Here is a 24,774-nt window from a genome sequence, read left to right as displayed (position 1 = left end):
CAAACCCTCAGCCAGCCCTGGGCAAATCCGCCAGCACCGCCTCGATCTCCCCCAGCACCGCCGGGTCATCCAGGGTCGAAGGCGGCACATAGTCCTGCCCGTCGGCAATCTTGCGCAGCACCGCCCGCAGAATCTTCCCGGAGCGGGTCTTGGGCAGTCGCTTCACCAACCGCACCCGGTTGAAACACGCCAACGCGCCAATCTCCTCACGCACGCTGCCCACCAGGTCCACCAGCAACTGCGCCTCGGCAATGCCCTCGCCGTCCTTGAGCACCACCAGCGCCAACGGCACCTGCCCCTTGATCTCGTCATGCACGCCAATCACCGCGCACTCGGCCACTGCCGGGTGGCGTGCCACCAGGTCTTCCATCTCGCCGGTGGACAGCCGGTGCCCGGACACGTTGATCACGTCATCGGTGCGCCCCATGATGTAGACGAAGCCGTCATCGTCCAGGTAGCCACCGTCACCCGTGTGGTAATACCCCGGGTAAGTCCGCAGGTAAGCCTGCAGGTAACGCTCGTGGTCGCCCCAAAGCGTCTGGCTGCACCCGGGCGGCAATGGCAAGGCGATGACGATCGAACCCTGGTGGTTCGGCCCCAGCAGGTTGCCCTCGTCATCCAGCACGCGCACGTGATAGCCCGGCACCGCCCGGTTGCTCGACCCGGGCTTCGCCGCACTGCCTTCCAGCCCTACGCATGGCGCGGTGACCGGCCAGCCGGTCTCGGTCTGCCACCAATGGTCGTGCACCGGCTTGCCACTGACCCGTTCCAGCCATTCGTGGGTGCTGGAATCCAGTTTCTCGCCAGCCAGGAACAGCTGGCGCAGCGAGCTCAGGTCGTGCTTGCGGATCAGCTCGCCCTCAGGGTCTTCCTTGCGGATGGCGCGCATGGCCGTAGGGGCGCAGAACAATGCGTTGACCTTGTATTGCTCAACCACCCGCCAGTAGGCCGAGGCATCCGGGGTGCGGATCGGCTTGCCTTCGTAGAACACCGTGGTGCAGCCGCTCATCAGCGGCCCATAGACGATCAGCGAATGGCCAACCACCCAGCCCACGTCGGATATGCCCCACCACACATCGCCGGCCTGCATGCCGTAGATATGGCGCATGGCGTAGCACAGCGCGACGGCATTGCCGCCGTTTTCACGCACGATGCCCTTGGGTTTGCCGGTGGTGCCAGAGGTGTACATGATGTACAGCGGATCACCCGCATCCAGTTCCACCGGTGGCACCGGCTCGGCTTTGGCCAATGCCGCCTGCCAGTCCAGGTCGCGGCCTGGCTGCAGCTGGGCACGCGCCTGCGGGCGCTGCAGCACCAGCACGTTGCGCGGCTGGTGGCGGGCCAGTTGCAGGGCGCGATCGACCAGCGGCTTGTATTCGATTACCCGGTCGAACTCCAGCCCGCAGGACGCCGTCAGCAGCAGCGTCGGCCGGGCGTCGTCGATGCGCAAGGCCAGCTCGTTGGCGGCAAAGCCACCGAACACCACCGAGTGCACTGCGCCAATCCGCGCGCAGGCCAGCATGGCCATGGCCGCCTGCGGCACCATGGGCATGTAGATGATCACGCCATCGCCCTTGTTCACCCCCAGCTGGCGCAACAACCCGGCCAGGCGCGCCACCTCGTCACGCAGTTGGTGGTAGGTGTAGGCCTGTTGCACACCGGTCACCGGCGAGTCGTAGATCAGCGCCAGCTGCGCGCCACGGCCCTGCTCGATCTGGTGATCGAGGGCCAGGTAGCAGCTGTTCAGGCGGCCATCGGCAAACCAGCGGTGGGTACCGTCGGCATTTTCTTGCAGCGTGAGGGCTGGCTTGCGGTGCCAGGCCAGGTGCGCGGCCTGCTCCGCCCAGAAAGCGGCAGGGTCGGAAATGGAATGGGCGTAGCTGTGCTGGTAGCTCATATCGAAAGAAACCCGGTACTTGTTGTTATTGAAGGGCGAAACTTGAGTATGGACCGCTACACCCGCGCCGCCATGGGACTAAAGTCACAACCGACCTGCAAATTTGCAGACAACGCAAAAACGCCCCATAACGGTGCAAAGCCTCTAGAATAGGCCACCCCTTCAGCCACCGAGCAGCTCATGGACATCGATCAGGCCCGTACCTTTCTGGAAATCGTGCGTTGCGGCAGCCTGGTCGCCGCCGCCGAACGCCTGTTCGTGTCACAAACGGCGATCACCGCGCGGGTGCAGCGCCTGGAGCAGCAACTGGGCTGCCAGCTGTTCGTGCGCAGCCGCAACGGCGCCAGCCTGACCAGCGACGGCGAGGCATTCGTCAGTTACGCCAACCAGATGGTGCAAACCTGGGAAGCGGCGCGCCGCGACCTGCCGCTGCCCGAAGGCTGCCAGCAAGTGCTGCACGTGGGCGGTGAGGTGAGCCTGGGCAACCCGATGCTGCTCGACTGGGTCGGTGCCCTGCACCGCGAACTGCCCAGCCATGCCATCCGCAGCGAGGTGAGCGACGGCGAATCGCTGCTGCGCAAGGTCGAGATGGGCCTGCTGGATGCCGCGCTGGTCTACCAGCCGATCTACGGCCCGGGCCTGCAGGTGGAGCAGTTGATGGAGGAGAAGCTGATCCGTGTGCGCCGCGTCGACCAGCCGGACCCGTACATCTATATCGACTGGGGAGAAGCCTTCCGTCGCCAGCACGATGCCGCCCTGCCCGACTGCGCGCGCCCGGCGCTGAGCTTCAACCTGGGCCCGCTGGCCTTGCAGTTCATACTCGACCAGGGCGGCAGTGGCTACTTCCGCACGCGGGTAGTGCAGGCCTATCTGGACAGCGGGGTGTTCGAACGAGTACCGCAGGCGCCGGAATTCACCTACCCGACCTTCCTGGTGTACCCGCGTAAACGCGACAGCGAAGCCCTGCAACAGGCCTTCGCCATCCTGCGCCGGCTGGTGGCCGCCGGCGCCAGCGACTGGTCACAACGCTGGGACCCGCTTATCTGAAGCCTCGGCCTCGCTGAGCAACTGGCGCTTGAGGCCGGCGATCAGATCGGTCTGGGTGATCACCCCCACCAACTGGTCGGCATCGAGCACCGGCAGGCAATGCAGGCCCTGTTCGCACAGCAGTGGCAGCAAGCGCTCCAGCGGGTGCTGGCTGCTGACGCTGATTACCCGGCGGCTCATCACCTGCTCCATGCGCACCGTCTTGCGGCCGAACAACCCACGCCAACTGAAGCGGCCACGCTGCATGGCCGGGCCGACCAGATCGCTGAGGCTGACTACTCCCACCAGCTTGCCCTGCTGCAGCACCGGCAGGGTTTTCAGGTGGTGGCTGGCCAGCAGTTTCCAGGCCTGCTCCAGGGTAGTGTCGGGCGTGGCGAACTGCACGTCGCGGGACATCACCGAGGCCGCGGTGATGCCGCCGAGGCTGCGCTGCAGGGCGTGTTGCTCGGTGGCCAGGATGATGCGTTCCAGTTCGTCACGGGTGACATCGACGAACTCGCCCAGTTCTTCCAGAGCCTGGTCCAGGTCTTCCCCACGGATGCCGACCCGCTCGCTGGGCAGCGGGTCATGGGTGTGGTGCAGGTCCTTGCGCGGCACCGCGCCTTTCGGGTAGCGCACGCCGGTGAGGCGGTTGTAGAGGATCGCCACCGCTACCAGGATCAACGCGTTGAGTAGCACCGGCTCCAGCAGGTGGTCGCCCATGGCGGTAAGCCCGGGGTCGGCCAGCACCGCGCTCACCGCCACCCCGCCGCCTGGCGGGTGCAGGCAGCGCAGCAGGCACATCACCAGAATCGAGATACCCAGGGCTGCAGCGGCAACCCACAGCTGCGGGCCGAAGCCCTGGCGCATGGCCAGGCCGACCGCACCGGCCAAGGCGTAGCTGCCCAGCACAGGCCAGGGCTGGGCCAATGGGCCGGAGTGCACGGCGAACACCAGCACGGCCGAAGCCGCCAGCGGGCCGAGCAGGTGCAAGGCAATGCTGGGGCCGTAGGCCATGCTGGTCAGCCAGCCGGCGAGGAAAAGGCCGAACAACGCGCCGATACCGGCACGCAACCATTCTTTGGGGGGAATATTCAGGGGCGCTGGCAACAGCCGCTGCAAACGACTTTCGAAACGCGAGGCAGGCATGTAGGTAATCGGAATCTGTAGTTTTTTCTGGTTAAAAAGAAAGCCCAGCCGAGGTGGCCTGGGCCTCGTATTGCGGTCGCAATAGCACAAGGGGCTCCGTCCGTGGAGAGATGGAAACCACAGGGTTTCGTGGGGGAATTTTGCCGGGTGGGGTGAGATTGGGCTAATTCAAAAAAATGCGGCTGTACTGCAATTTTTTTGCAGTGGTGATACGGCCCATGGGGTCATGCTTGTCGGCTCCCACAGGGTCCTGCACATGGCTTGAGGTCGATGCGGGTGGCGCGGGAGCAACTGTCTTGCTCAAATTCTAAAAGTTGGCGCGATCCCTGTGGGAGATTACCCAGCCCTTTTGGGCTGCGCTGTCGCGCAGAGAACAAATATCGCTCGTCTGACGCGTCCTTTAGTAGGAGCAGCCTTGTGCTGCGAAGAGGCCGGTACAAGCAACAGACAGGCTTTGTCAGTACCGGCCTCTTCGCAGCACAAGGCTGCTCCTACAGAACCTCGCCGAACCAATGAGTCATGTGTTGTTCTATGAGAGCTGGCTTGCCGGCGATGGGCTGCAAAGCGCCCCCGGCATTACCGAGCCTTGCGCGGCAAGTCGATGCTTACCCGCAAGCCGCCCAACGGGCTATCCAGCAGCGCCAGGCGCCCGCCCCAGGCCTCGACGATATCGCGCACGATGCCCAACCCCAGCCCGTGCCCGTCTACCTGCTCGTCCAGCCGCGAACCGCGCTCCAGCACCTGCTGCCGCTGGCCCTCGGGGATACCGGGGCCATCATCATCGACCCACACCTGATAGCCCTCGGCATAGGGCGCGATACCCAGCCGCACCTCGCTGTCGGCCCACTTGCAGGCGTTGTCCAGCAGGTTGCCGAGCAGCTCCAGGAAGTCCTCGCGGTCCCACGGCAGCAGCAGCCCGGGCGGCACATCCCTGGCCAACAGCAGGCCCTCGCCATGGATCATGCCCAGTGTCCCCAGCAGCCCCGGCAGCTCGACGTCGCAGTCGAACTGCGCCCCAGGCAGCGCATCCCCCGCCAGCCGCGCACGGTTCAGCTCACGCGCCAGGCGCTGCTGAATCTGCTCCAGTTGCTCGCGCATCTGCGCGCGAACATCCGGCAGGTCTTTCAGGCGCTCGCTGGAGGCCAGGCTCAGCAACACCGCCAGCGGCGTCTTCAATGCATGGCCCAGGTTGCCCAGGGCATTGCGCGAGCGGCGCAGGCTGTCTTCGGTATGGCTCAGCAGGTGGTTGATCTGCCCCACCAGCGGCGCCAGTTCGCTGGGCACTTCGGCATCCAGCTGCGAGCGCTGGCCCTGCTGCAACTGGGCGATCTGCTGGCGTGCCCGCTCCAGCGGCCGCAGCGAGCGGGTCACGGTGATGCGCTGCAACACCAGCACCAGGATCAGCGCCACCAGGCCCATGCCCAGGCCGATTTGCTGCAGGCGCCGGAAACCTTCGCGTACCGGTGAATAATCCTGTGCCACGCTGATCGAGATGTCCTGGCCCAGGCGCCGGTAGTCGGCACGCAGGGCAAGCAGTTGCTGGCCTTCCGGGCCGAGTTCGTGGCTGTCGGAAAGGCCCGGCGCGGCGGGTTTGGGCATGTCCAGATCCCACAACGACCGGGAACGCCAGGTGCCTTTATCGAAATCGATGCGGAAGTAATAGCCGGAAAACGGCCGCTGGTAGGCGGCCGAGATACGCCGCTCATCCAGCTGCAGGCCCGAAGGCCCGCGCACCAGGGCCACCAGCAGGTTTTCGCTTTCCTTGCGCAGGCCATTCTCCAGGTAGCGCTGCAGGCCGACCTCGAACAACCACAGGGTCAGCTGCGCAAGCACCAGGCCGACCACCACCAGCACCGCCACCAGGCCCAGGCTCAGGCGCGCCTGGATCGACTTCACGCGGCGCTCCCGGCGTAGATGTAGCCCTGCCCGCGGCGGGTCTCGATGACGCTGCGGCCCAGCTTGCGTCGCAAGTGGTTGACGTGCACTTCCAGCACGTTGGAGTCGCGCTCGGTTTCACCGTCGTAGAGGTGCTCGGCCAGGTGGCTCTTGGACAGGATCTGCTGCGGATGCAGCATGAAGTAGCGCAGCAGGCGGAACTCGGCGGCGGTCAGCTGGATATCCACGCCGTCACGGTTCACGCACTGCCGGCTTTCGTCCAGGTGCAGGCCGGCCGCTTCCAGCGTCGGCTGGTTGGCCAGGCCACGGGCACGGCGCAACAACGCCTGGATGCGCAGCTGCAGCTCTTCGGGGTGAAAGGGTTTGCTCAGGTAGTCATCCGCCCCGGCCTTCAGCCCTTCGATACGCTCGGCCCACGAGCCACGGGCAGTAAGGATCAACACCGGCGTGGCCAGGCCGGCGGCACGCCACTGGGCCAGCACCTCCAGGCCCGGCAGGCCCGGCAAGCCAAGGTCCAGGATGATCAGGTCGTAGGGTTCGCTCTGGCCCTGGTACACCGCGTCGCGGCCATCGGCCAGCCAGTCCACGGCGTAGCCCTGGCGCTGCAGGCCTGCGGTAAGTTCATCGGCCAACGGTACATTGTCCTCGACAAGCAACAGGCGCATTCAGTCGTCTTCCTCGTCTTTTAGCAGGGCACCGCTGCTGGCATCGAGTTTGATCTCGCGCACCACGCCTTCAGCTGTCAGCAACTCGACTTCGTATTCGTAGCGATTGTCGTCTTCTTCCAGCTCGGCCTCCAGCAGGCGCGCCCCGGGGTGACGCCCCAGGGCGGTTTCCAGCAGATGCTCGAGCGGCAGGATGATGCCCTTCTGGCGTAGTTCCAGGGCTTCGTCCTGATCGAGGTCTCGGGCAACGGCCAGGGAACACACGGCCAGCAGCGCCAGCGCGAAGTAGCGCGCCGGCCGCAGTAGGTGGATCATCAGTTGTCCCGCTCGTCCTTCAGCACTTCACCGGTCTTGGCGTCCAGCGCCACGTCCCATTCGACGTTCTGCGTGTCGCGCAGCTCGACCTTGTAGATGTAGCGACCGTACTCATCTTCAAGTTCCGAGTCGGTGACGGTGGCACCTGGGTGCTTGGCCACGGCGGCGGCCTTGAGTTCGTCCAGCGACTTGACGGTCTTGGCATCTACCAGCTTGACCACTTCGTCGGGCTGCACATCCTTGGCGATGGCGGAATGGGCGCCCAGGGCAAGGGCGGCGGCTACGGTGAACAGGGCAGTCATGCGTTTCATCGTTCTTCTCTCCTGAGAACTGTACAAGTTGTCTACGGGGTTAAGATTAACCACCGGTCCTTAATTCAACCTGAAAACAACTGGCGCCATGATAGCGCAGCTCCCACCCGTTCATCACAGGCCTCGGCAATGGCACAAATACCTGTGCATGCCTTGAACCCTTTACAATGACTCGCCTGCCGCCCAAGAGACCCGCCATGAGCGCCATTCACATGAAATACCCCGCCCTCACCTTCAAGGCCGGCCAACGTGCCCTGCGGCAGGTCCGCGAGCGCGGCCTGCAGGCGGCCGATGTCGGTGTGCTGCCGGGTGCGGCTGGCGGGCCGAAGCCGCTGGGCATCCAGGGCCTGGACCTGGCGCTGTTCGGTGAGTGGCTGCCGTCGGCGCCACGCCAACGTGCGCTGATCGGCGCCTCGATCGGCGCCTGGCGCTTTGCCAGTGCCTGCCTCGACGACCCGGTAGCAGGCATCCGTCGCCTGGGCGAACTGTACACCGAGCAGGATTTCGCCAAGGGCGTCACCCCGGCCGAAATCAGCCGCAGCTGCCAACACATGCTCGATGACCTGCTGCAAGGCCGCGACGGCCAGCTGCTGGCCAACCCGCACTATCGCCTGAACATCCTGGTGGTGAAGAGCCATGGCCAGCTCGCCCACGATCATCGCGGCCGCCTGGGCCTCGGCCTGGGTTCGGTGATCGCCAGCAACCTGCTCGGCCGCTCGCGCCTGGCACGGCACTTCGAGCGCATCATCCTGCACGACGGCCGCGCCACGCCGCCGCTCGACGCACTGACCGACTTCCCCTCGCGCTGCCTGCCGCTGGACCTGGCCAACCTGCGCCATGCCCTGCTTGCCTCGGGCTCCATCCCCATGGTCATGGAAGGCGTGAAAGACATCCCTGGCGCAGGTGCAGGCACCTACCGCGACGGCGGCCTGCTCGACTACCACCTCGACCTGCCCTACCGCGGCGACGACCTGGTGCTGTACCCGCACTTCACCGACAAGGTCGTACCCGGCTGGTTCGACAAGGCCCTGCCCTGGCGCAAGGGCGATGCCACGCGCCTGCAGAACGTGCTGCTGATGACGCCCTCGCCGCAGTACCTGGCGGCCCTGCCCTACGGCAAGCTGCCCGACCGCAATGACTTCAAGCGTTTCATGGGCGATGCGCCTGGCCGCAAGCGCTACTGGTACAAGGCCATTGCCGAGAGCCAGCGGCTGGGCGACGAGTTGCTGGAGCTGATTGCCACCGGGCGGTTGCATGAACGCCTGCAAGCCTTGTAGCGGCCATGCTGGTAGACTGCGCGCATTCTTGATTCACACAGAGTTATGACAGCGTGGAAATTTTTAAAGAATTTACATTCGAGTCGGCCCACCGCCTGCCGCACGTCCCTGCCGGGCACAAATGCGGTCGCCTGCACGGCCACTCGTTCAAGGTCGGCCTGCACCTGACCGGCCCGCTCGACCCGCACACCGGCTGGATCCGCGACTTCGCCGAGATCAAGGCGGTCTTCAAGCCGATCTACGAGCAACTGGACCACAACTACCTGAACGACATCCCGGGCCTGGAAAACCCTACCAGCGAAGTGATCGCCAAGTGGATCTGGGACCAGGTCAAGCCGCTGCTGCCGGAACTGTCGAAGGTGCGCATCCACGAAACCTGCACCAGCGGTTGCGAATATACCGGCGACTGATTTGGTAAACGCACCAGCCCATTCGCGGGCAATGCCCGCGAAGAGGCCGGCAGCTTCCCCAACAAAGCTTCAGCCCTGCCCCGCCTCCAAGGCATCGCGCAGGAAACCGGGGGCGATGTAGCGCTGGTAATGCGCCTCGGACAGCAGGAAGAACTCGCGGTCGATGGCGTCGCGCAACTGCGGCAGCTCCCAGTCGCGAAATTCCGGCAACAGCACCATGCCATAGGCTTCCAGGTCACGGATCATCCGCGCCCCGCGGGCAATCAGCTGGTACGCCCAGCAATATTCCGACTGCTGCTCGACAAAGCGGATGGAACGCTGCTCCAGTTGCTGGCGCAGCAAACCTTTGTCGAACACCTCCAGCTTGGCCATCATCACCTGCACCAGCAGTTGCTCCAGGCGCAGCCACACGGCGCGCTTCTGCGCATCGTCGTAGCCGTTCCAGCTGATCACTTCGTGGTGAAACCGCTTGCAGCCACGGCAAACCGTGTCTCCGTAAACCGTGGAGCACAGGCCGACACAAGGGGTCTTGATGGACTTGTTGGACATGAAAAACAACAGCTTGGCGATGGAACACGAACCCATGTTAGCCCTTTGTCTAACCAGGGTCACTCGTTAAAGTCATCTTCGCCGCCTTACCTTCGGGCTTTTTTTGCCGTAGAATCATCCCGCCTTTTCAAAGGCAACAATGTCCGTTGGAAGCTGTTTTCAAAGCGTCACGAGCACAGTTCATCCGGTAGAACGGCGTTGGCCCGGGCCATGCATCCCTCGCATGCCCGTGCCAGCCCTCATCAGCTCCCCGTTCTGCTGGCGTAAAACTTTGAAAGCAGCTTCTGTAAGGATTCTTTGCGACTCTGGCTGGGCGGCCCACAAAGCCGTGGCAGCGCATGGGTGCATTGAATGCTGGATGAGCGTCCCGGACCCCCTTTAGGGACCACTGATGAGGGAAATAACTGTGCTTGAAGCCTACCGCAAACACATCGAAGAGCGTGCCGCCCTGGGTATCGTGCCCCAGCCGCTGAACGCCGAACAAACTGCAGGCCTGGTCGAGCTGCTGAAAACCCCGCCGGCCGGCGAAGAAGCCTTCCTCGTAGACCTGATCACCCACCGCGTACCGCCAGGGGTCGACGAAGCTGCCTATGTCAAGGCCGCTTTCCTCTCCGCCGTCGCCAAAGGCGAAGCCAAGTCGCCTCTGATCGACCGCAAGCACGCCACCGAACTGCTGGGCACCATGCAGGGCGGCTACAACATCGAAACGCTGGTCGCACTGCTGGATGACGCCGAACTGGGCGCCGTCGCGGCCGAACAGCTCAAGCACACCCTGCTGATGTTCGATGCCTTCCATGACGTGGCCGAAAAAGCCAAGGCCGGCAACGTTCACGCCAAGGCCGTGCTGCAATCCTGGGCTGCCGGCGAGTGGTTCACCTCGCGTCCGGCCATCGCCGACAAGTACACCCTGACCGTGTTCAAGGTGCCTGGCGAAACCAACACCGACGACCTGTCCCCTGCCCCGGACGCCTGGTCGCGCCCTGACATCCCGCTGCACGCACTGGCCATGCTGAAGATGGCCCGCGACGGCATCGAGCCGCAGCAGCCTGGTTCGGTCGGCCCGCTGGCCCAGATCGAAGCGGTCAAGGCCAAGGGTTACCCGGTTGCCTACGTCGGTGACGTGGTCGGTACCGGCTCTTCGCGCAAATCCGCCACCAACTCGGTGCTGTGGTTCTTCGGCGACGACATCCCGTACGTACCGAACAAGCGCGCCGGTGGTTTCTGCTTCGGTACCAAGATCGCCCCGATCTTCTACAACACCATGGAAGACGCCGGCGCCCTGCCGATCGAATTCGACTGCACCAACCTGGCCATGGGCGACGTCATCGACGTTTACCCGTTCAAGGGCGAAGTGCGCCGTAACGGCAGCGACGAACTGGTCACCACCTTCGAGCTGAAAACCGAAGTGCTGCTGGATGAAGTCCGCGCTGGCGGCCGTATCCCGCTGATCGTCGGCCGTGGCCTGACCGAGAAGGCCCGTGCCGAACTGGGCCTGGGCGCCTCCGACCTGTTCAAGAAGCCGGAGCAGCCTGCCGATTCGGGCAAGGGCTTCACCCTGGCACAGAAAATGGTCGGCCGTGCCTGCGGCTTGCCAGAAGGCCAGGGCGTGCGCCCAGGTGCCTACTGCGAGCCGAAGATGACCACCGTCGGCTCCCAGGACACCACTGGCCCGATGACCCGCGACGAGCTGAAGGACCTGGCGTGCCTGGGCTTCTCCGCTGACCTGGTGATGCAGTCGTTCTGCCACACCGCGGCCTATCCGAAGCCGATCGACGTCACCACCCACCACACCCTGCCAGACTTCATCCGCACCCGTGGCGGCGTGTCGCTGCGCCCGGGCGACGGCATCATCCACAGCTGGCTGAACCGCATGCTGATGCCTGACACCGTAGGTACCGGTGGCGACTCGCACACCCGCTTCCCGATCGGCATCTCGTTCCCGGCCGGTTCCGGCCTGGTGGCCTTCGCCGCCGCCACCGGCGTCATGCCGCTGGACATGCCAGAATCCGTGCTGGTGCGTTTCAAGGGCAAACTGCAGCCAGGCATCACCCTGCGTGACCTGGTCCACGCCATCCCTTACTACGCCATCCAGAAGGGCCTGCTGACCGTCGAGAAGAAGGGCAAGAAGAACATCTTCTCCGGCCGCATCCTCGAGATCGAAGGCCTGAACGAGCTGACCGTCGAGCAAGCCTTCGAGCTGTCCGACGCCTCTGCCGAGCGTTCCGCTGCCGGTTGCACCATCAAGCTGCCAGAGAAGGCCATCGCCGAGTACCTGCAGTCCAACATCACCCTGCTGCGCTGGATGATCGGCGAAGGCTACGGCGATGCCCGCACCCTGGAGCGCCGCGCCCAGGCCATGGAAGCCTGGCTGGCCAAGCCTGAGCTGCTGTCGGCCGACGCCGATGCCGAATACGCCGAAATCATCGAAATCGACCTGGCCGAAGTGAAAGAGCCTGTGCTCTGTGCACCGAACGACCCGGACGATGCCCGCCTGCTGTCTTCGGTACAGGGCGAGAAGATCGACGAAGTGTTCATCGGCTCGTGCATGACCAACATCGGCCACTTCCGCGCTGCCGGCAAGCTGCTGGACAAGGTCAAGGGCGGCATCCCGACCCGTCTGTGGCTGGCTCCGCCAACCAAGATGGACGCTCACCAGCTGACCGAAGAAGGCTACTACGGCATCTACGGCAAGGCCGGCGCACGCATGGAAATGCCAGGCTGCTCGCTGTGCATGGGTAACCAGGCACGTGTGCAGACCGGTTCGACCGTGGTCTCCACCTCGACCCGTAACTTCCCGAACCGTCTGGGCGACGCCACCAACGTGTACCTGGCATCGGCCGAGCTGGCCGCTGTCGCTTCGATCATCGGCAAGCTGCCGACCGTTGAAGAGTACATGCAGTACGCGAAGGACATCGACAGCATGGCTGCCGACGTTTACCGCTACCTGAGCTTCGACCAGATCGCCGAGTTCCGCGAAGCGGCAGCCAACGCCAAGATCCCGGTGGTTCAGGCGTAAGCTGAGTTGTAAAGATGTAAAAGAAAGCCCCGGCAGAAATGTCGGGGCTTTCTTGTTTTGCCCGCACCAGCCGAGATCCCTGTAGGAGCAGCCTTGCGCTGCGAAGAGGCCAGCAAGGCGACAGACTCTCCTGAGCTTTAATGGCCTCTTCGCAGCGCAAGGCTGCTCCTACAGGGGTTGCACAGGCCTTGAGCGCTGTGCAGGCCGACTCAGATCACGAACAGGTCGACAAACCTGTGCACCGCCATCTGCTCCAGCTTCTGCTGGTCCTTGCACACATCCACGATCTCCCCACACCGCTGCCGCGCAAACCGCGTCGCCAGGTTTTCCCTGAACTTGGCCTCCAGCAACGGTATGCCCTCCCCTCGCCGCCGGCGATGCCCGATCGGGTATTCCACCACCACCTGCTCGGTACTGCTGCCATCCTTGAAGAACACTTGCAGTGCGTTGGCGATCGAGCGCTTGTCCGCCTCCAGGTACTCACGGCTGAAGCGCGGGTCTTCAACCACCTCCATCTTCTCGCGCAGGCGGTCGATGCTTGGATGGTTGGCATGGAAGGCGTCTTCGTAATGCTCGGCCACCAGATGCCCGAAAATCAGCGGCACTGCCACCATGTACTGCAGGCAGTGGTCGCGGTCAGCGGCATTGGCCAGCGGACCGCTCTTGGAAATGATGCGGATCGCCGACTCCTGGGTGGTGATGACGATACGGTCGATCTCGTGCAGGCGGTTACGCACCAGCGGATGCAATGTTACCGCAGCCTCACAGGCGGTCTGGGCGTGGAACTCGGCAGGGAAACTGACCTTGAACAGCACGTTTTCCATCACGTAGCTACCCAGGGCTTGCGGCAGGCGCAGCTCTTGCTGCTCGGACGGCTTGAGCGCCAGGTCCTTGTTGGTGTGGCTGAACAGCACATCGTAGAAGCCCCACTGCGGCGCGGTGAGCACGCCAGGCACGCCCATCTCGCCACGCAGGGCAATGTCGGCCAAGCGCACGCCACGGCTGGAAGCATCCCCGGCGGCCCACGATTTGCGCGAACCAGCGTTGGGTGCATGGCGGTAGGTACGCAGCGCCTGGCCGTCGACGAAGGCATGGGAAAGAGCGCTCAGCATCTGCTCACGGTTGGCCCCCATCAGCCTGGCACACACCGCGGTTGAGGCCACCTTGACCAGTATCACGTGGTCGAGGCCAACGCGGTTGAAGGCGTTTTCCAGCGCCATCACGCCCTGAATCTCGTGAGCCATGACCATGGCTTCGAGCACATCACGCATCAGCAGCGGTGCCTCACCTGCGGCCACGTGCTTCTGCGACAGGTGATCGGCAACGGCCAGGATTCCGCCAAGGTTATCCGAGGGGTGGGCCCATTCGGCGGCCAGCCAGGTATCGTTGTAGTCCAGCCAGCGCACCGTGCAGCCGATGTCCCAGGCAGCCTTGACCGGGTCGAGGCGGTAGGCGGTGCCGGGCACGCGGGCGCCGTTGGGCACCACGGTGCCTTCAACCTGGGGGCCCAGCAACTTGGTGCATTCGGGGAAGCGCAGGGCCAGCAGGCCGCAGCCGAGGGTATCCATCAGGCAGTTGCGCGCGGTGTCCAGGGCTTCGGCGGATTCGACCCGGTACGTAAGGGCGTAATCGGCGAGGGTTTGCAGCACCCGGTCGTAGTCCGGGCGGGCGTTGAGGTCTACGTTGGCGCTCATATCCAGCTCCCTTCAGAATTGCCGGGGCTGCTTTGCAGCCCTTCGCGACACAAGGCCGCTCCTACAGGTACCGCGCTAACCGTGTAGGAGCGGGCTTGCCCGCGAAGGGGCGCAAAGCGGCCCCAACGAACTAAAGCCGAGCGCCAGTGGTGCGTTAGAAGCTATCGCCAGGCACGCGAACCCAGCCCTCCATCAGCACGCGAGCACTGCGGCTCATGATTGCCTTGGTCACTGTCCATTCACCATTCACCTGGCGCGCCTCGGCCCCCACCCGCAGGGTGCCCGAGGGGTGGCCGAAACGCACGGCGCTGCGCTCGCCCCCGCCTGCGGCGAGGTTGACCAGCGTGCCCGGAATGGCCGCCGCGGTACCGATGGCCACCGCGGCCGTCCCCATCATTGCATGGTGCAGCTTGCCCATCGACAAGGCCCGTACCAGCAGGTCGATATCACCTGCCTGCACCGCTTTGCCACTGGACGCAGTGTAGGTGCTCGGCGGCGCGACGAAAGCCACTTTCGGTGTGTGCTGACGCCCGGCAGCCTGGTCGACGTTGTCGATCAGGCCCATGCGCACGGCGCCATGGGCGCGAATCGTCTCGAAGCGCAGCAGCGCCTGCGGATCGCCGTTGATGGCGTCCTGCAGTTCGGTGCCGGTGTAGCCGATATCCGCCGCATTGACGAAGATGGTCGGGATGCCGGCATTGATCAGGGTCGCCTTGAACGTACCGACACCCGGCACCTCGAGGTCATCGACCAGGTTGCCGGTGGGGAACATCGCCCCGCCGTCGCCATCTTCGTCGGCCGCCGGATCGAGGAATTCCAGCTGCACCTCGGCGGCCGGGAAGGTCACCCCGTCCAGCTCGAAGTCGCCGGTTTCCTGCACTTCACCTTCGGTGATCGGCACATGGGCGATGATGGTCTTGCCGATGTTGGCCTGCCAGATGCGCACGGTGGCGATGCCATTGCGCGGAATGCGCGCCGGGTCGACCAGGCCGCTGCTGATGGCGAACGAACCGACCGCGGCGGAGAGGTTGCCGCAGTTACCGCTCCAGTCGACGAAGGCCTTGTCGATGCTGACCTGGCCGAACAGATAGTCGACGTCGTGCTCAGGCTTGATGCTCTGCGACAGAATCACGGTCTTGCTGGTGCTCGAAGTGGCACCGCCCATGCCGTCGATCTGCTTGCCGTAAGGGTCGGGGCTGCCGATCACCCGCAGCAGCAGTGCGTCGCGGGCCGGGCCGGGGATCTGCGCCTGCTCGGGCAGGTCTTGCAGGCGGAAGAACACGCCTTTGCTGGTGCCGCCACGGATGTAGGTGGCGGGGATTTTTACTTGCGGTACATGAGCCATGGATGTGCTGTCCTGTCTGATAGACATGAAAACCCAGGGCTGCCATGCAGCCCATCGCCGGCAAGCCAGCTCCCACAGGAACCCACCTGGCTGCAGGATTGTGCAATCCCTGTGGGAGCTGGCTTGCCGGCGATGGGCCGCAAAGCGGCCCCCTGCAATTAGGCGGTCGCTTCGAGGAAGTCCTGAGCGAAGCGCTGCAGCACGCCGCCGGCTTCGTAGATCGACACTTCCTCGGCGGTGTCCAGGCGGCAGGTCACCGGCACCTCCAGGCGCTCGCCGTTGGCGCGGGTGATCACCAGGGTCAGCGTCGCCCGCGGCGTACGCGCGCCCAGCACGTCATAGGTCTCGCTGCCGTCCAACCCGAGGGTCTTGCGGTCGGTGCCCGGCTTGAACTCCAGCGGCAGCACGCCCATGCCCACCAGGTTGGTACGGTGAATACGCTCGAAGCCTTCGGCGACGATCGCCTCGACACCGGCCAGGCGCACACCCTTGGCCGCCCAGTCACGGGACGAACCCTGGCCGTAGTCGGCACCGGCGACGATGATCAGCGGCTGCTTGCGCTCCATGTAGGTCTCGATCGCCTCCCACATGCGGGTGACCTTGCCTTCCGGCTCGATACGCGCCAGCGAGCCCTGCTTCACGCTGCCGTCTTCCTTGCGCACCATTTCGTTGAACAGCTTGGGGTTGGCAAAGGTGGCGCGCTGGGCGGTCAGGTGGTCGCCACGGTGGGTAGCGTAAGAGTTGAAGTCCTCCTCCGGCAGGCCCATCTTCGCCAAGTACTCGCCGGCAGCGCTGTCGAGCATGATGGCGTTGGACGGCGACAGGTGGTCGGTGGTGATGTTGTCCGGCAGCACTGCCAGCGGGCGCATGCCGCGCAGGGTCCGTTCACCGGCCAAGGCACCCTCCCAGTACGGTGGGCGGCGGATGTAGGTGCTCATCGGGCGCCAGTCATACAACGGCGCCACCTTCGGCCCACGGTCTTCCTCGATGGCGAACATCGGGATGTACACCTTGCGGAACTGCTCCGGCTTGACCGCGGCACGTACCACGGCGTCGATTTCTTCGTCGCTGGGCCAGATATCCTTGAGGCGGATTTCCTTGCCATCGACCACGCCCAGTACATCCTTCTCGATGTCGAAGCGAATGGTACCGGCGATGGCGTAGGCCACTACCAGTGGCGGCGAAGCGAGGAAGGCCTGCTTGGCATACGGGTGGATGCGCCCGTCGAAGTTGCGGTTACCCGACAGCACGGCAGTGGCGTACAGGTCACGGTCGATGATCTCTTGCTGGATCACCGGGTCCAGGGCACCGGACATGCCGTTGCAGGTGGTACAGGCGAAGGCGACGATGCCAAAGCCGAGCTGCTCAAGCTCCTTCTCCAGCCCGGCTTCTTCCAGGTACAGCTGCACGGCCTTGGAACCAGGCGCCAACGACGACTTGACCCACGGCTTGCGGGCCAGCCCCAGTTTGTTGGCATTGCGCGCCAGCAGGCCTGCGGCAATCACGTTGCGCGGGTTGCTGGTGTTGGTGCAGCTGGTGATGGCAGCAATGATCACCGCGCCGTCTGGCATCTGCCCTGGCACTTCTTCCCAGCTGCCGGCGATGCCTTTGGCCGCCAGGTCGCTGGTGGCGACGCGGGCATGCGGGTTGGACGGGCCGGCCATGTTGCGCACCACACTCGACAGGTCGAAGCTCAGGGTGCGCTCGTAGACTGCACCGCCCAGGCTGTCGGCCCACAGGCCGGTGGCCTTGGCATAGGTTTCCACCAGCTTGACCTGTTGCTCTTCGCGACCGGTCAGGCGCAGGTAGTCGATGGTCTGCTGGTCGATGGCGAACATCGCCGCAGTGGCGCCATATTCCGGGGCCATGTTGGAAATGGTGGCGCGGTCGCCCAGGGTCAGGGCACGTGCACCCTCGCCGTGGAACTCCAGGTAGGCGCCGACGACTTTCTGCTTGCGCAGGAATTCGGTCAGGGCCAGCACCAGGTCGGTGGCGGTGATGTTCGGCGCCAGCTTGCCGGTCAGCTCGACGCCGACGATTTCCGGCAGGCGCATCCACGAGGCACGGCCGAGCATCACGTTCTCGGCCTCCAGGCCACCCACGCCGATGGCGATCACGCCCAGGGCGTCGACATGCGGGGTGTGGCTGTCGGTGCCGACGCAGGTATCCGGGTAGGCCACGCCACGGTCGTTGTGGATCACCGGCGACATCTTCTCCAGGTTGATCTGGTGCATGATGCCGTTGCCCGGCTGGATCACGTCGACGTTCTTGAACGCCTTCTTGGTCCAGTTGATGAAATGGAAGCGGTCTTCGTTGCGGCGGTCTTCGATGGCGCGGTTCTTTTCGAAGGCCTGCGGGTCGAAACCACCGCACTCGACGGCCAGCGAGTGGTCGACGATCAGCTGCACCGGCACCACAGGGTTGACCTGGGCCGGGTCGCCGCCTTTGTCGGCAATGGCGTCACGCAGGCCGGCGAGGTCGACCAGTGCGGTCTGGCCGAGAATGTCGTGGCACACCACGCGGGCCGGGAACCACGGGAAGTCGAGGTCGCGCTTGCGCTCGATCAGCTGGCCCAGCGAGGCGTCGAGGGTAGCCGGGTCGCAGCGGCGCACCAGGTTTTCGGCGAGTACGCGAGAGGTGTAAGGCAGGCCATCGTAGGCGCCGGGCTTGATGGCCTCGACCGCCGCGCGGGCATCGAAGTAGTCCAGGTCGGTGCCTGGCAGGTGCTTGCGGAATGCAGTGTTCATATCGTTATCAGGCTCGGTCACGGTACGGTCGTGGATAGCTTTCTAGTTGCAGCCCTGTGTCAGCTGTTCCGGCCTCATCGCCGGCAAGCCGGCTCCCACAGGTATTGCACTGCTCCTGAGGCTGGTGCAGTCCCTGTGGGAGCCGGCTTGCCGGCGATGAGGCCGGAACAGACCCCCACAGGTACGGCCTGTCAGCGCTGTTCGATCGGCACGAACTGGCGCTGCTCGACGCCGACATACTCGGCGCTCGGGCGGATGATGCGGTTGTTGGCGCGCTGTTCGAAGACGTGCGCCGCCCAGCCGGTCAGGCGCGAGCAGACGAAGATCGGGGTGAACAGCTTGGTCGGGATGCCCATGAAGTGGTACGCCGAGGCGTGGTAGAAGTCGGCGTTGGGGAACAGGCGCTTCTGCTCCCACATGGTCTTGTCGATGGCTTCGGAGACCGGGTACAGCACCTTGTCACCGACTTCGTCGGCGAGCTGTTTCGACCAGCCCTTGATCACCTCGTTGCGCGGGTCGGACTCTTTGTAGATGGCATGGCCAAAGCCCATGATCTTGTCCTTGCGCTCGAGCATGCGCAGCAGCTCGGCAGTGGCTTCCTGCGGGCTCTGGAAGCGCTCGATCAATTCCATCGCCGCCTCGTTGGCACCGCCGTGCAGCGGGCCGCGCAGCGAGCCGATGGCAGCGGTGACGCAGGAGTACAGGTCGGACAGCGTCGAGGCACAGACGCGAGCGGTGAAGGTCGAGGCGTTGAACTCGTGCTCGGCGTAGAGGATCAGCGACACGTTCATGACCTTGACGTGCAGCTCGCTCGGCTTCTTGCCGTGCAGCAGGTGCAGGAAGTGGCCACCGAGGGTGTCTTCGTCGCTGGTGCAGTCGATACGCACGCCATCGTGGGTGAAGCGATACCAGTAGCACATCACCGCCGGGAACAGTGCCAGCAGGCGGTCGGTCTTGTCACGCTGGGCCTCGAAGGTCAGTTCGGGCTCCAGGGTACCCAGCACCGAGCAACCTGTGCGCATCACGTCCATCGGGTGGGCGTCACGCGGGATGCGCTCGAGCACTTCCTTCAGGGCTTGCGGCAGGTCGCGCAGGCCCTTGAGCTTGCGCTTGTAGTCGGCCAGTTCGGCTTTGCTCGGCAGCTCGCCGTACAGCAACAGGTAGGCGACTTCCTCGAATTCGGCACCGGCTGCCAGGTCACGCACATCGTAACCGCGGTAGGTCAGCCCGGCACCGGCCTGGCCCACGGTCGACAGCGCGGTCTGGCCGGCCACCTGGCCGCGCAGGCCTGCGCCACTGAGTACTTTTGCTTCGGCCATGGTGTTTCTCCTTTCTTGAACTTGTTATGGATTCTTTCTGGCTAATTCGGGGGTGGCTGTATCGGCCCTATCGCCGGCAAGCCAGTTCCCACAATGTCCTGCACAGGGCTCGAACCTTGTGCGGTACCTGTGGGAGCCGGCTTGCCGGCGATGAGGCCCTCACAGGCTCAACCTTTTTTCTGGGCAAACAGCGCATCGAGGCTCTGCTCGAAGGCGTGGTAACCAATGGCATCGTAGAGCTCCATGCGGGTCTGCATGGTGTCGATCACGTTCTTCTGCGTGCCGTCGCGGCGCAGCGCGGTGTACACGTTCTCGGCTGCCTTGTTCATGGCGCGGAACGCCGACAGCGGGTACAGCACCAGCGACACGTCGACCGAGGACAGCTCCTCGGTGGTGTACAGCGGCGTGGCGCCGAACTCGGTGATGTTGGCCAGGATCGGTGCCTTCACCCGGTCGGCGAAGGTCTTGTACATCTGCAGCTCGGTGATGGCTTCAGGGAAGATCATGTCGGCACCGGCCTCGACGCAGGCGGCGGCGCGGTCCAGGGCGGCGTTCAGGCCCTCCACGGCCAGGGCGTCGGTACGCGCCATGATCACGAAGCTGTCATCGGTACGGGCATCGACTGCGGCCTTGATGCGGTCGACCATTTCCTGCTGGCTGACGATTTCCTTGTTCGGGCGGTGGCCGCAGCGCTTGGCGCCAACCTGGTCCTCGATATGGATGGCGGCAGCGCCGAACTTGCTCATCGAGCGCACGGTACGGGCGACGTTGAAGGCAGAGGCACCGAAACCGGTGTCGACATCCACCAGCAGCGGCAGGTCGCACACGTCGGTGATGCGGCGCACATCGGTGAGTACATCGTCCAGGCCGCTGATGCCCAGGTCCGGCAGGCCCAGCGAACCGGCGGCGACGCCGCCACCGGACAGGTAGATGGCCTTGAAGCCGGCGCGCTTGGCCAGCAGGGCATGATTGGCATTGATGGCGCCAACCACCTGCAGCGGATGTTCAGCGGCAACGGCGTCGCGGAAACGCTGACCGGGGGTGCTCTTCACAGTCATTTCTCACCTCGTGGGCTGTTGTTGTGGGCGTCCAGATAGTGACGCTCGATATTGCGCTTGGACGCGCCGATGTGGCGGCGCATCAGAAGTTCGGCCAGCTCGCCGTCACGGTCGGCGATGGCATCGAGAATGCGGTGGTGTTCGGCAAAGGCCTGGCGCGGCCGGTTGGGCGTGGCGGAAAACTGGATGCGGTACATGCGCACCAGCTGGTACAGCTCGCCGCAGAGCATCTTGACCAGGGTCTGGTTACCGCTGCCCTGGATGATCCGGTAATGAAAGTCGTAGTCGCCTTCCTGCTGGTAATAGCCCAGGCCGGCCTGGAACGCGGCATCGCGCTCGTGGGTGTCGAGCACCCGGCGCAGTTCGTCGATGTCGGCCTGGCTCATGCGTTCGGCGGCCAGGCGGCAAGCCATGCCTTCCAGCGATTCGCGAATTTCGTACAGCTCGATCAGTTCGGCATGATTGAGCGACACCACCCGCGCCCCCACATGCGGCACGCGCACCAGCAGGCGCTGGCCTTCGAGGCGGTGGATGGCCTCGCGCAGCGGCCCGCGGCTGATGCCATAGGTACGCGCCAGCTCCGGCTCGGAAATCTTGCTGCCGGGGGCGATATCGCCCTTGACGATGGCCGCCTGGATGCGCCGGAAGACGTTTTCGGACAAGGTTTCCGTTTCGTCTGTCAGCACCGGGCTGGGGGTGGATAGGTCCTGCATATTGTCGACACCTTGAAAATCTCTTTGCCAGAAATTAGCGAATTAGACCGAAGCAGTCAAAGACAAAATCAATATTGTCGACAATCGTCTAAGAACGAACTAATGCCAGCCCGGTGCTGTCAGATCGCGCACCGCTGGCGTCAAGGCGCCGGCGTGATAGAATGCCGCGCCTCCGATGGAGTATGGATAGCCTGTCTGTCATCCATTCATGCTGTTGACAGATGAACGAGGAAGCTTGCGCAGTCGCTGCCAGTCGCCTTGCCCTGAACACGGCTCTGAACATGGCTTTGAAAACAGCCCCGAACCTTGCACTGCACCGCGCCAGGAATATGAGACTTACACCCGCATCATTGCTGCTCTGCCTCACCCTGCTGCCGGCCCTTGGCCAGGCCGCAGGCAAGACCGTGTACGGTCTCAACGAATATGCACGCCTGGGCGACCTGGACCTGGAAGTGGCCGCCAAGCTCGACACCGGCGCCAAGACCGCGTCGCTCAGCGCCCGCGACATCAAGCGTTTCAAGCGCAACGGCGAAAGCTGGGTGCGCTTCTACCTGGCCATCGACGCCGCCCATTCGCACCCTATCGAACGCCCGCTGGCACGCGTAAGCAAGATCAAGCGCCGGGCCGGCGACTATGATGCTGAATCGGGCAAGGCCTACACCGCGCGCCCGGTCATCGAACTTGAAATCTGCATGGGCCAGGCCATGCGCACCATCGAAGTCAACCTCACCGACCGCAGCGCCTTCCAGTTCCCGCTGCTGATCGGCTCCGAGGCGCTCAAGCACTTCGACGCGCTGGTCGACCCAAGCCTTAAATACGCGGCCGGCAAACCTGCCTGTGCCACCGACGCTCCCAAAGCAGAGTAATCCCGATGCGCTCTCTTACCCTCCATCTTAAAGTCCTGATCACCGTGCTGGTGCTGTTGGGCGTGGCGGTCACGGCTTATCAGATCTTCGTACTCGGCATCCCGGTAACCGAGGATGAAACCGACGACCTGTGGAACATCGACGCCAAGGTCGAGTTCGTGGCCAGCACCAAGGACCCGGTCAAGGTGCAGATGTTCGTGCCACCGCTGAACCGCGACTACGTCAGCCTCAACGAGAGCTTCATCTCCAACAACTACGGGGTGAGCGTCAACCGTGCCGACGGCAACCGCAAGGTTACCTGGTCGGCCCGCCGCGCCAGCGGCAACCAGACCCTCTACTACCGCCTGGTGCTGACCAAGCGCTACAGCAACGAGAAGACCACGGTCAAAGGCCCGACCTTCCGTGACAGCCTGGCAGTGGAAGGCCCCGAAAAGATCGCCGCCGAGGCCCTGATGGCGCCGATCCGCCAGCATTCGGCCGACGTCGAGACCTTCGTCAGCGAGACCATCAAGCGGGTCAACAACCTCAACGACGACAACGTCAAGCTTCTGCTGGCCGGCGACACCTCGGCCATGAAGAAGGCCCAGGTCATCGACCTGCTGCTGTCGATCGCCCACGTACCGATGGAGAAGGTGCACACCATCCGCCTGGTGGCCGACACCCCGCAAACCCCGGAACTGTGGCTGCGCAGCTTCAACGGTACCGACTGGCTGTACTTCAACCCGGACACCGGCGAGCAGGGCCTGCCCAGCGATCGCCTGCTGTGGTGGACCGGTGACGACAACCTGATCACCGTCGATGGCGGCAAGAAGGCCAACGTTACCTTCAGCATGAACAACAGCGAGATGAACGCCATCCGTCTGGCCAAGCTGACCGACGAGAATACCGACGCCGACTTCCTCGAATATTCGCTGTACGGCCTGCCGCTGCAGACCCAGCAAACCTTCATGATCATGGTGATGATCCCGATCGGTGTGCTGGTGATCCTGGTGCTGCGCAACCTGGTCGGCCTGCAGACACTGGGTACCTTCACCCCGGTACTGATCGCCCTGGCCTTCCGCGAGACCCAGCTGGGCTTCGGTATCGTGCTGTTCACGGTAATCACCGCCCTGGGCCTGTCGCTGCGCTCGTACCTGGAACACCTGAAGCTGCAGATGCTGCCACGCCTGTCTGTGGTACTGACCTTCGTCGTGGTGCTGATTGCCGCCATCAGCCTGTTCAGCCACAAGCTGGGCCTGGAGCGCGGGTTGTCGGTAGCGCTGTTCCCGATGGTGATCCTGACCATGACCATCGAGCGCCTGTCCATCACCTGGGAAGAGCGTGGCGGCGGCCATGCCATGAAAGTGGCCATCGGCACCCTGTTCGCCGCTTCCCTGGCGCACCTGTTGATGATGGTGCCGGAGCTGGTGTACTTCGTGTTCACCTTCCCGGCCGTGCTGCTGATCCTGGTGGGCTTCATGCTGGCAATGGGTCGCTACCGCGGCTACCGCCTGACCGAGCTCGTGCGCTTCAAGGCATTCCTGAAGAAGGCTGACGCCTGATGTTTGGCCTGATCAAGACGTGGAAAGCCCTGGAGGCCCGGGGCATCATGGGTATCAACCGGCGCAACGCGGACTACGTGCTGAAGTACAACAAGCGCCACCTGTACCCGATCGTCGACGACAAGATCATCACCAAGGAGCGCGCCCTGGCGGCCGGCATCCATGTGCCGGAAATGTACGGCATCATCGAGACCGAGAAAGAGATCGAGAAGCTCGACCAGATCATCGGCGGGCGCAACGATTTCGTCATCAAGCCGGCGCAGGGCGCTGGCGGTGACGGCATCCTGGTGATCGCCGACCGCTTCGAGGACCGTTACCGCACGGTATCGGGCAAGATCATCAGCCACGAGGAGATCGAACACCAGATCTCGAGCATCCTCACCGGCCTGTACTCCTTGGGCGGCCACCGCGACCGCGCACTGATCGAGTACCGGGTCACCCCCGACCAGATCTTCAAGAGCATCAGCTACGAAGGCGTGCCGGACATCCGCATCATCGTGCTGATGGGCTACCCGGTGATGGCCATGCTGCGCCTTCCGACCCGCCAGTCCGGCGGCAAGGCCAACCTGCACCAGGGCGCCATCGGCGTGGGTGTCGACCTGGCCACCGGCGTTACCCTGCGCGGCACCTGGCTGAACAACATCATCAGCAAGCACCCGGACACCACCAATGCGGTGGATGGCGTGCAGTTGCCGAACTGGGACGGTTTCATGAAGCTGGCGGCCGGCTGCTACGAGCTGTGCGGCCTGGGCTACATCGGTGTCGACATGGTGCTGGACCAGGACAAGGGGCCGCTGATCCTCGAACTCAACGCCCGCCCGGGCCTGAACATCCAGATCGCCAACGACTGCGGCCTGACCCAGCGCACCCACGCCATCGAAGCGCACCTGGAAGCACTGGCCAAGGATGGCATCAGCGAAGATGCCGTACAGCGCGTGCGAGTATCGCAAGGTTTGTTCGGGCACGTGCATCCGCGCTAG

20 protein-coding genes are annotated in these 24,774 nt (G+C 64.2%); 7 read left to right on the top strand and 13 right to left on the bottom strand.

The window, feature by feature from the left end; genetic code table 11:
• Positions 1-7: 7 nt before the first annotated feature.
• Positions 8-1,897 (bottom strand): propionyl-CoA synthetase, encoded by a 1,890-nt coding sequence (locus CAG18_RS17260; protein WP_085721252.1) that lies wholly within the window; start codon positions 1,895-1,897, stop codon positions 8-10.
• A gap of 180 nt (positions 1,898-2,077) precedes the next feature.
• Here CAG18_RS17260 and CAG18_RS17255 point away from each other — a divergent pair, with 180 nt between their 5' ends.
• Positions 2,078-2,944 (top strand): LysR family transcriptional regulator, encoded by an 867-nt coding sequence (locus CAG18_RS17255; protein ID WP_015269725.1) that lies wholly within the window; start codon positions 2,078-2,080, stop codon positions 2,942-2,944.
• On the opposite strand, the gene CAG18_RS17250 is transcribed toward CAG18_RS17255, so the two are convergent.
• From CAG18_RS17250 to CAG18_RS17230, 5 genes are all read right to left on the bottom strand, one after another.
• Positions 2,918-4,072: an HPP family protein gene (locus CAG18_RS17250; RefSeq protein ID WP_061550533.1), complete on the bottom strand. Its 1,155-nt coding sequence runs from the start codon at positions 4,070-4,072 to the stop codon at positions 2,918-2,920. The two genes, CAG18_RS17255 and CAG18_RS17250, sit on opposite strands and share 27 nt — an antisense overlap.
• A gap of 576 nt (positions 4,073-4,648) precedes the next feature.
• Entirely contained in the window at positions 4,649-5,968 is a 1,320-nt protein-coding gene (locus CAG18_RS17245; protein WP_085721251.1) for a sensor histidine kinase, read from the bottom strand.
• Complete coding sequence (locus tag CAG18_RS17240; RefSeq protein WP_013971919.1) at positions 5,965-6,633, bottom strand: response regulator transcription factor; 669 nt, start codon at positions 6,631-6,633, stop codon at positions 5,965-5,967. Before CAG18_RS17240 ends, CAG18_RS17245 begins: the two co-directional genes overlap by 4 nt.
• On the bottom strand, positions 6,634-6,948 hold the full coding sequence (locus CAG18_RS17235) for a PepSY domain-containing protein (protein WP_013971918.1): 315 nt from the start codon (positions 6,946-6,948) through the stop codon (positions 6,634-6,636).
• On the bottom strand, positions 6,948-7,259 hold the full coding sequence (locus CAG18_RS17230; protein WP_015269722.1) for a PepSY domain-containing protein: 312 nt from the start codon (positions 7,257-7,259) through the stop codon (positions 6,948-6,950). The genes CAG18_RS17235 and CAG18_RS17230 overlap by 1 nt, the downstream gene beginning before the upstream one ends.
• A 197-nt stretch (positions 7,260-7,456) precedes the next feature.
• Between CAG18_RS17230 and CAG18_RS17225 the strand changes: the two genes are divergently transcribed.
• On the top strand, positions 7,457-8,536 hold the full coding sequence (locus CAG18_RS17225; protein WP_085721250.1) for a patatin-like phospholipase family protein: 1,080 nt from the start codon (positions 7,457-7,459) through the stop codon (positions 8,534-8,536).
• 53 nt (positions 8,537-8,589) lie between these two features.
• Positions 8,590-8,946, top strand: a complete 357-nt coding sequence (queD, locus tag CAG18_RS17220) for a 6-carboxytetrahydropterin synthase QueD (RefSeq protein ID WP_015269720.1) — start codon at positions 8,590-8,592, stop codon at positions 8,944-8,946.
• A 69-nt stretch (positions 8,947-9,015) separates the two neighbouring features.
• Here the strand turns inward: queD and CAG18_RS17215 are convergent, their stop codons facing one another.
• Positions 9,016-9,495 carry a DUF1289 domain-containing protein gene (locus CAG18_RS17215; RefSeq protein ID WP_015269719.1) on the bottom strand — a complete coding sequence of 160 codons (480 nt, stop codon included), beginning with the start codon at positions 9,493-9,495 and terminating at the stop codon, positions 9,016-9,018.
• 406 nt (positions 9,496-9,901) lie between these two features.
• On the opposite strand from CAG18_RS17215, the gene acnB reads away from it, so the two are divergent.
• Positions 9,902-12,511, top strand: a complete 2,610-nt coding sequence (acnB, locus tag CAG18_RS17210) for a bifunctional aconitate hydratase 2/2-methylisocitrate dehydratase (RefSeq protein WP_085721249.1) — start codon at positions 9,902-9,904, stop codon at positions 12,509-12,511.
• Between the two features lie 209 nt (positions 12,512-12,720).
• On the opposite strand, the gene prpD is transcribed toward acnB, so the two are convergent.
• From prpD to CAG18_RS17180, 6 genes are all read right to left on the bottom strand, one after another.
• The gene (gene prpD / locus CAG18_RS17205; RefSeq protein ID WP_085721248.1) at positions 12,721-14,205 is read right to left on the bottom strand and encodes a 2-methylcitrate dehydratase; all 1,485 of its coding nucleotides are present in this window, start codon (positions 14,203-14,205) and stop codon (positions 12,721-12,723) included.
• Positions 14,206-14,359: 154 nt separating this feature from the next.
• Positions 14,360-15,550, bottom strand: coding sequence for a 2-methylaconitate cis-trans isomerase PrpF (prpF, locus tag CAG18_RS17200; RefSeq protein ID WP_054572632.1), 1,191 nt, complete (start codon positions 15,548-15,550; stop codon positions 14,360-14,362).
• Positions 15,551-15,708: 158 nt separating this feature from the next.
• Positions 15,709-18,297 carry a Fe/S-dependent 2-methylisocitrate dehydratase AcnD gene (acnD, locus tag CAG18_RS17195; RefSeq protein WP_085721247.1) on the bottom strand — a complete coding sequence of 863 codons (2,589 nt, stop codon included), beginning with the start codon at positions 18,295-18,297 and terminating at the stop codon, positions 15,709-15,711.
• 191 nt (positions 18,298-18,488) lie between these two features.
• Positions 18,489-19,616: a 2-methylcitrate synthase gene (prpC, locus tag CAG18_RS17190; RefSeq protein ID WP_013971911.1), complete on the bottom strand. Its 1,128-nt coding sequence runs from the start codon at positions 19,614-19,616 to the stop codon at positions 18,489-18,491.
• Between the two features lie 167 nt (positions 19,617-19,783).
• Positions 19,784-20,674 carry a methylisocitrate lyase gene (gene prpB / locus CAG18_RS17185; RefSeq protein ID WP_085721246.1) on the bottom strand — a complete coding sequence of 297 codons (891 nt, stop codon included), beginning with the start codon at positions 20,672-20,674 and terminating at the stop codon, positions 19,784-19,786.
• Positions 20,671-21,387: a GntR family transcriptional regulator gene (locus CAG18_RS17180; RefSeq protein ID WP_013971909.1), complete on the bottom strand. Its 717-nt coding sequence runs from the start codon at positions 21,385-21,387 to the stop codon at positions 20,671-20,673. Before CAG18_RS17180 ends, prpB begins: the two co-directional genes overlap by 4 nt.
• 329 nt (positions 21,388-21,716) lie before the next feature.
• Here CAG18_RS17180 and CAG18_RS17175 point away from each other — a divergent pair, with 329 nt between their 5' ends.
• From CAG18_RS17175 to CAG18_RS17165, 3 genes are read left to right on the top strand one after another with little or no spacing between them, the layout of a single operon-like run.
• Complete coding sequence (locus CAG18_RS17175) at positions 21,717-22,253, top strand: ATP-dependent zinc protease (RefSeq protein ID WP_023662146.1); 537 nt, start codon at positions 21,717-21,719, stop codon at positions 22,251-22,253.
• 5 nt (positions 22,254-22,258) lie between these two features.
• Positions 22,259-23,794 carry an inactive transglutaminase family protein gene (locus CAG18_RS17170; RefSeq protein WP_013971908.1) on the top strand — a complete coding sequence of 512 codons (1,536 nt, stop codon included), beginning with the start codon at positions 22,259-22,261 and terminating at the stop codon, positions 23,792-23,794.
• On the top strand, positions 23,794-24,774 hold the full coding sequence (locus CAG18_RS17165) for an alpha-L-glutamate ligase-like protein (RefSeq protein WP_085721245.1): 981 nt from the start codon (positions 23,794-23,796) through the stop codon (positions 24,772-24,774). Before CAG18_RS17170 ends, CAG18_RS17165 begins: the two co-directional genes overlap by 1 nt.

This window comes from Pseudomonas sp. B22(2017) (genome assembly GCF_002113105.1).
GTDB lineage: Bacteria > Pseudomonadota > Gammaproteobacteria > Pseudomonadales > Pseudomonadaceae > Aquipseudomonas > Aquipseudomonas asiatica.
The sequence above is the reverse complement of the archived record's forward strand: the minus strand, read 5'-3'. Positions and strand labels throughout refer to the sequence as shown.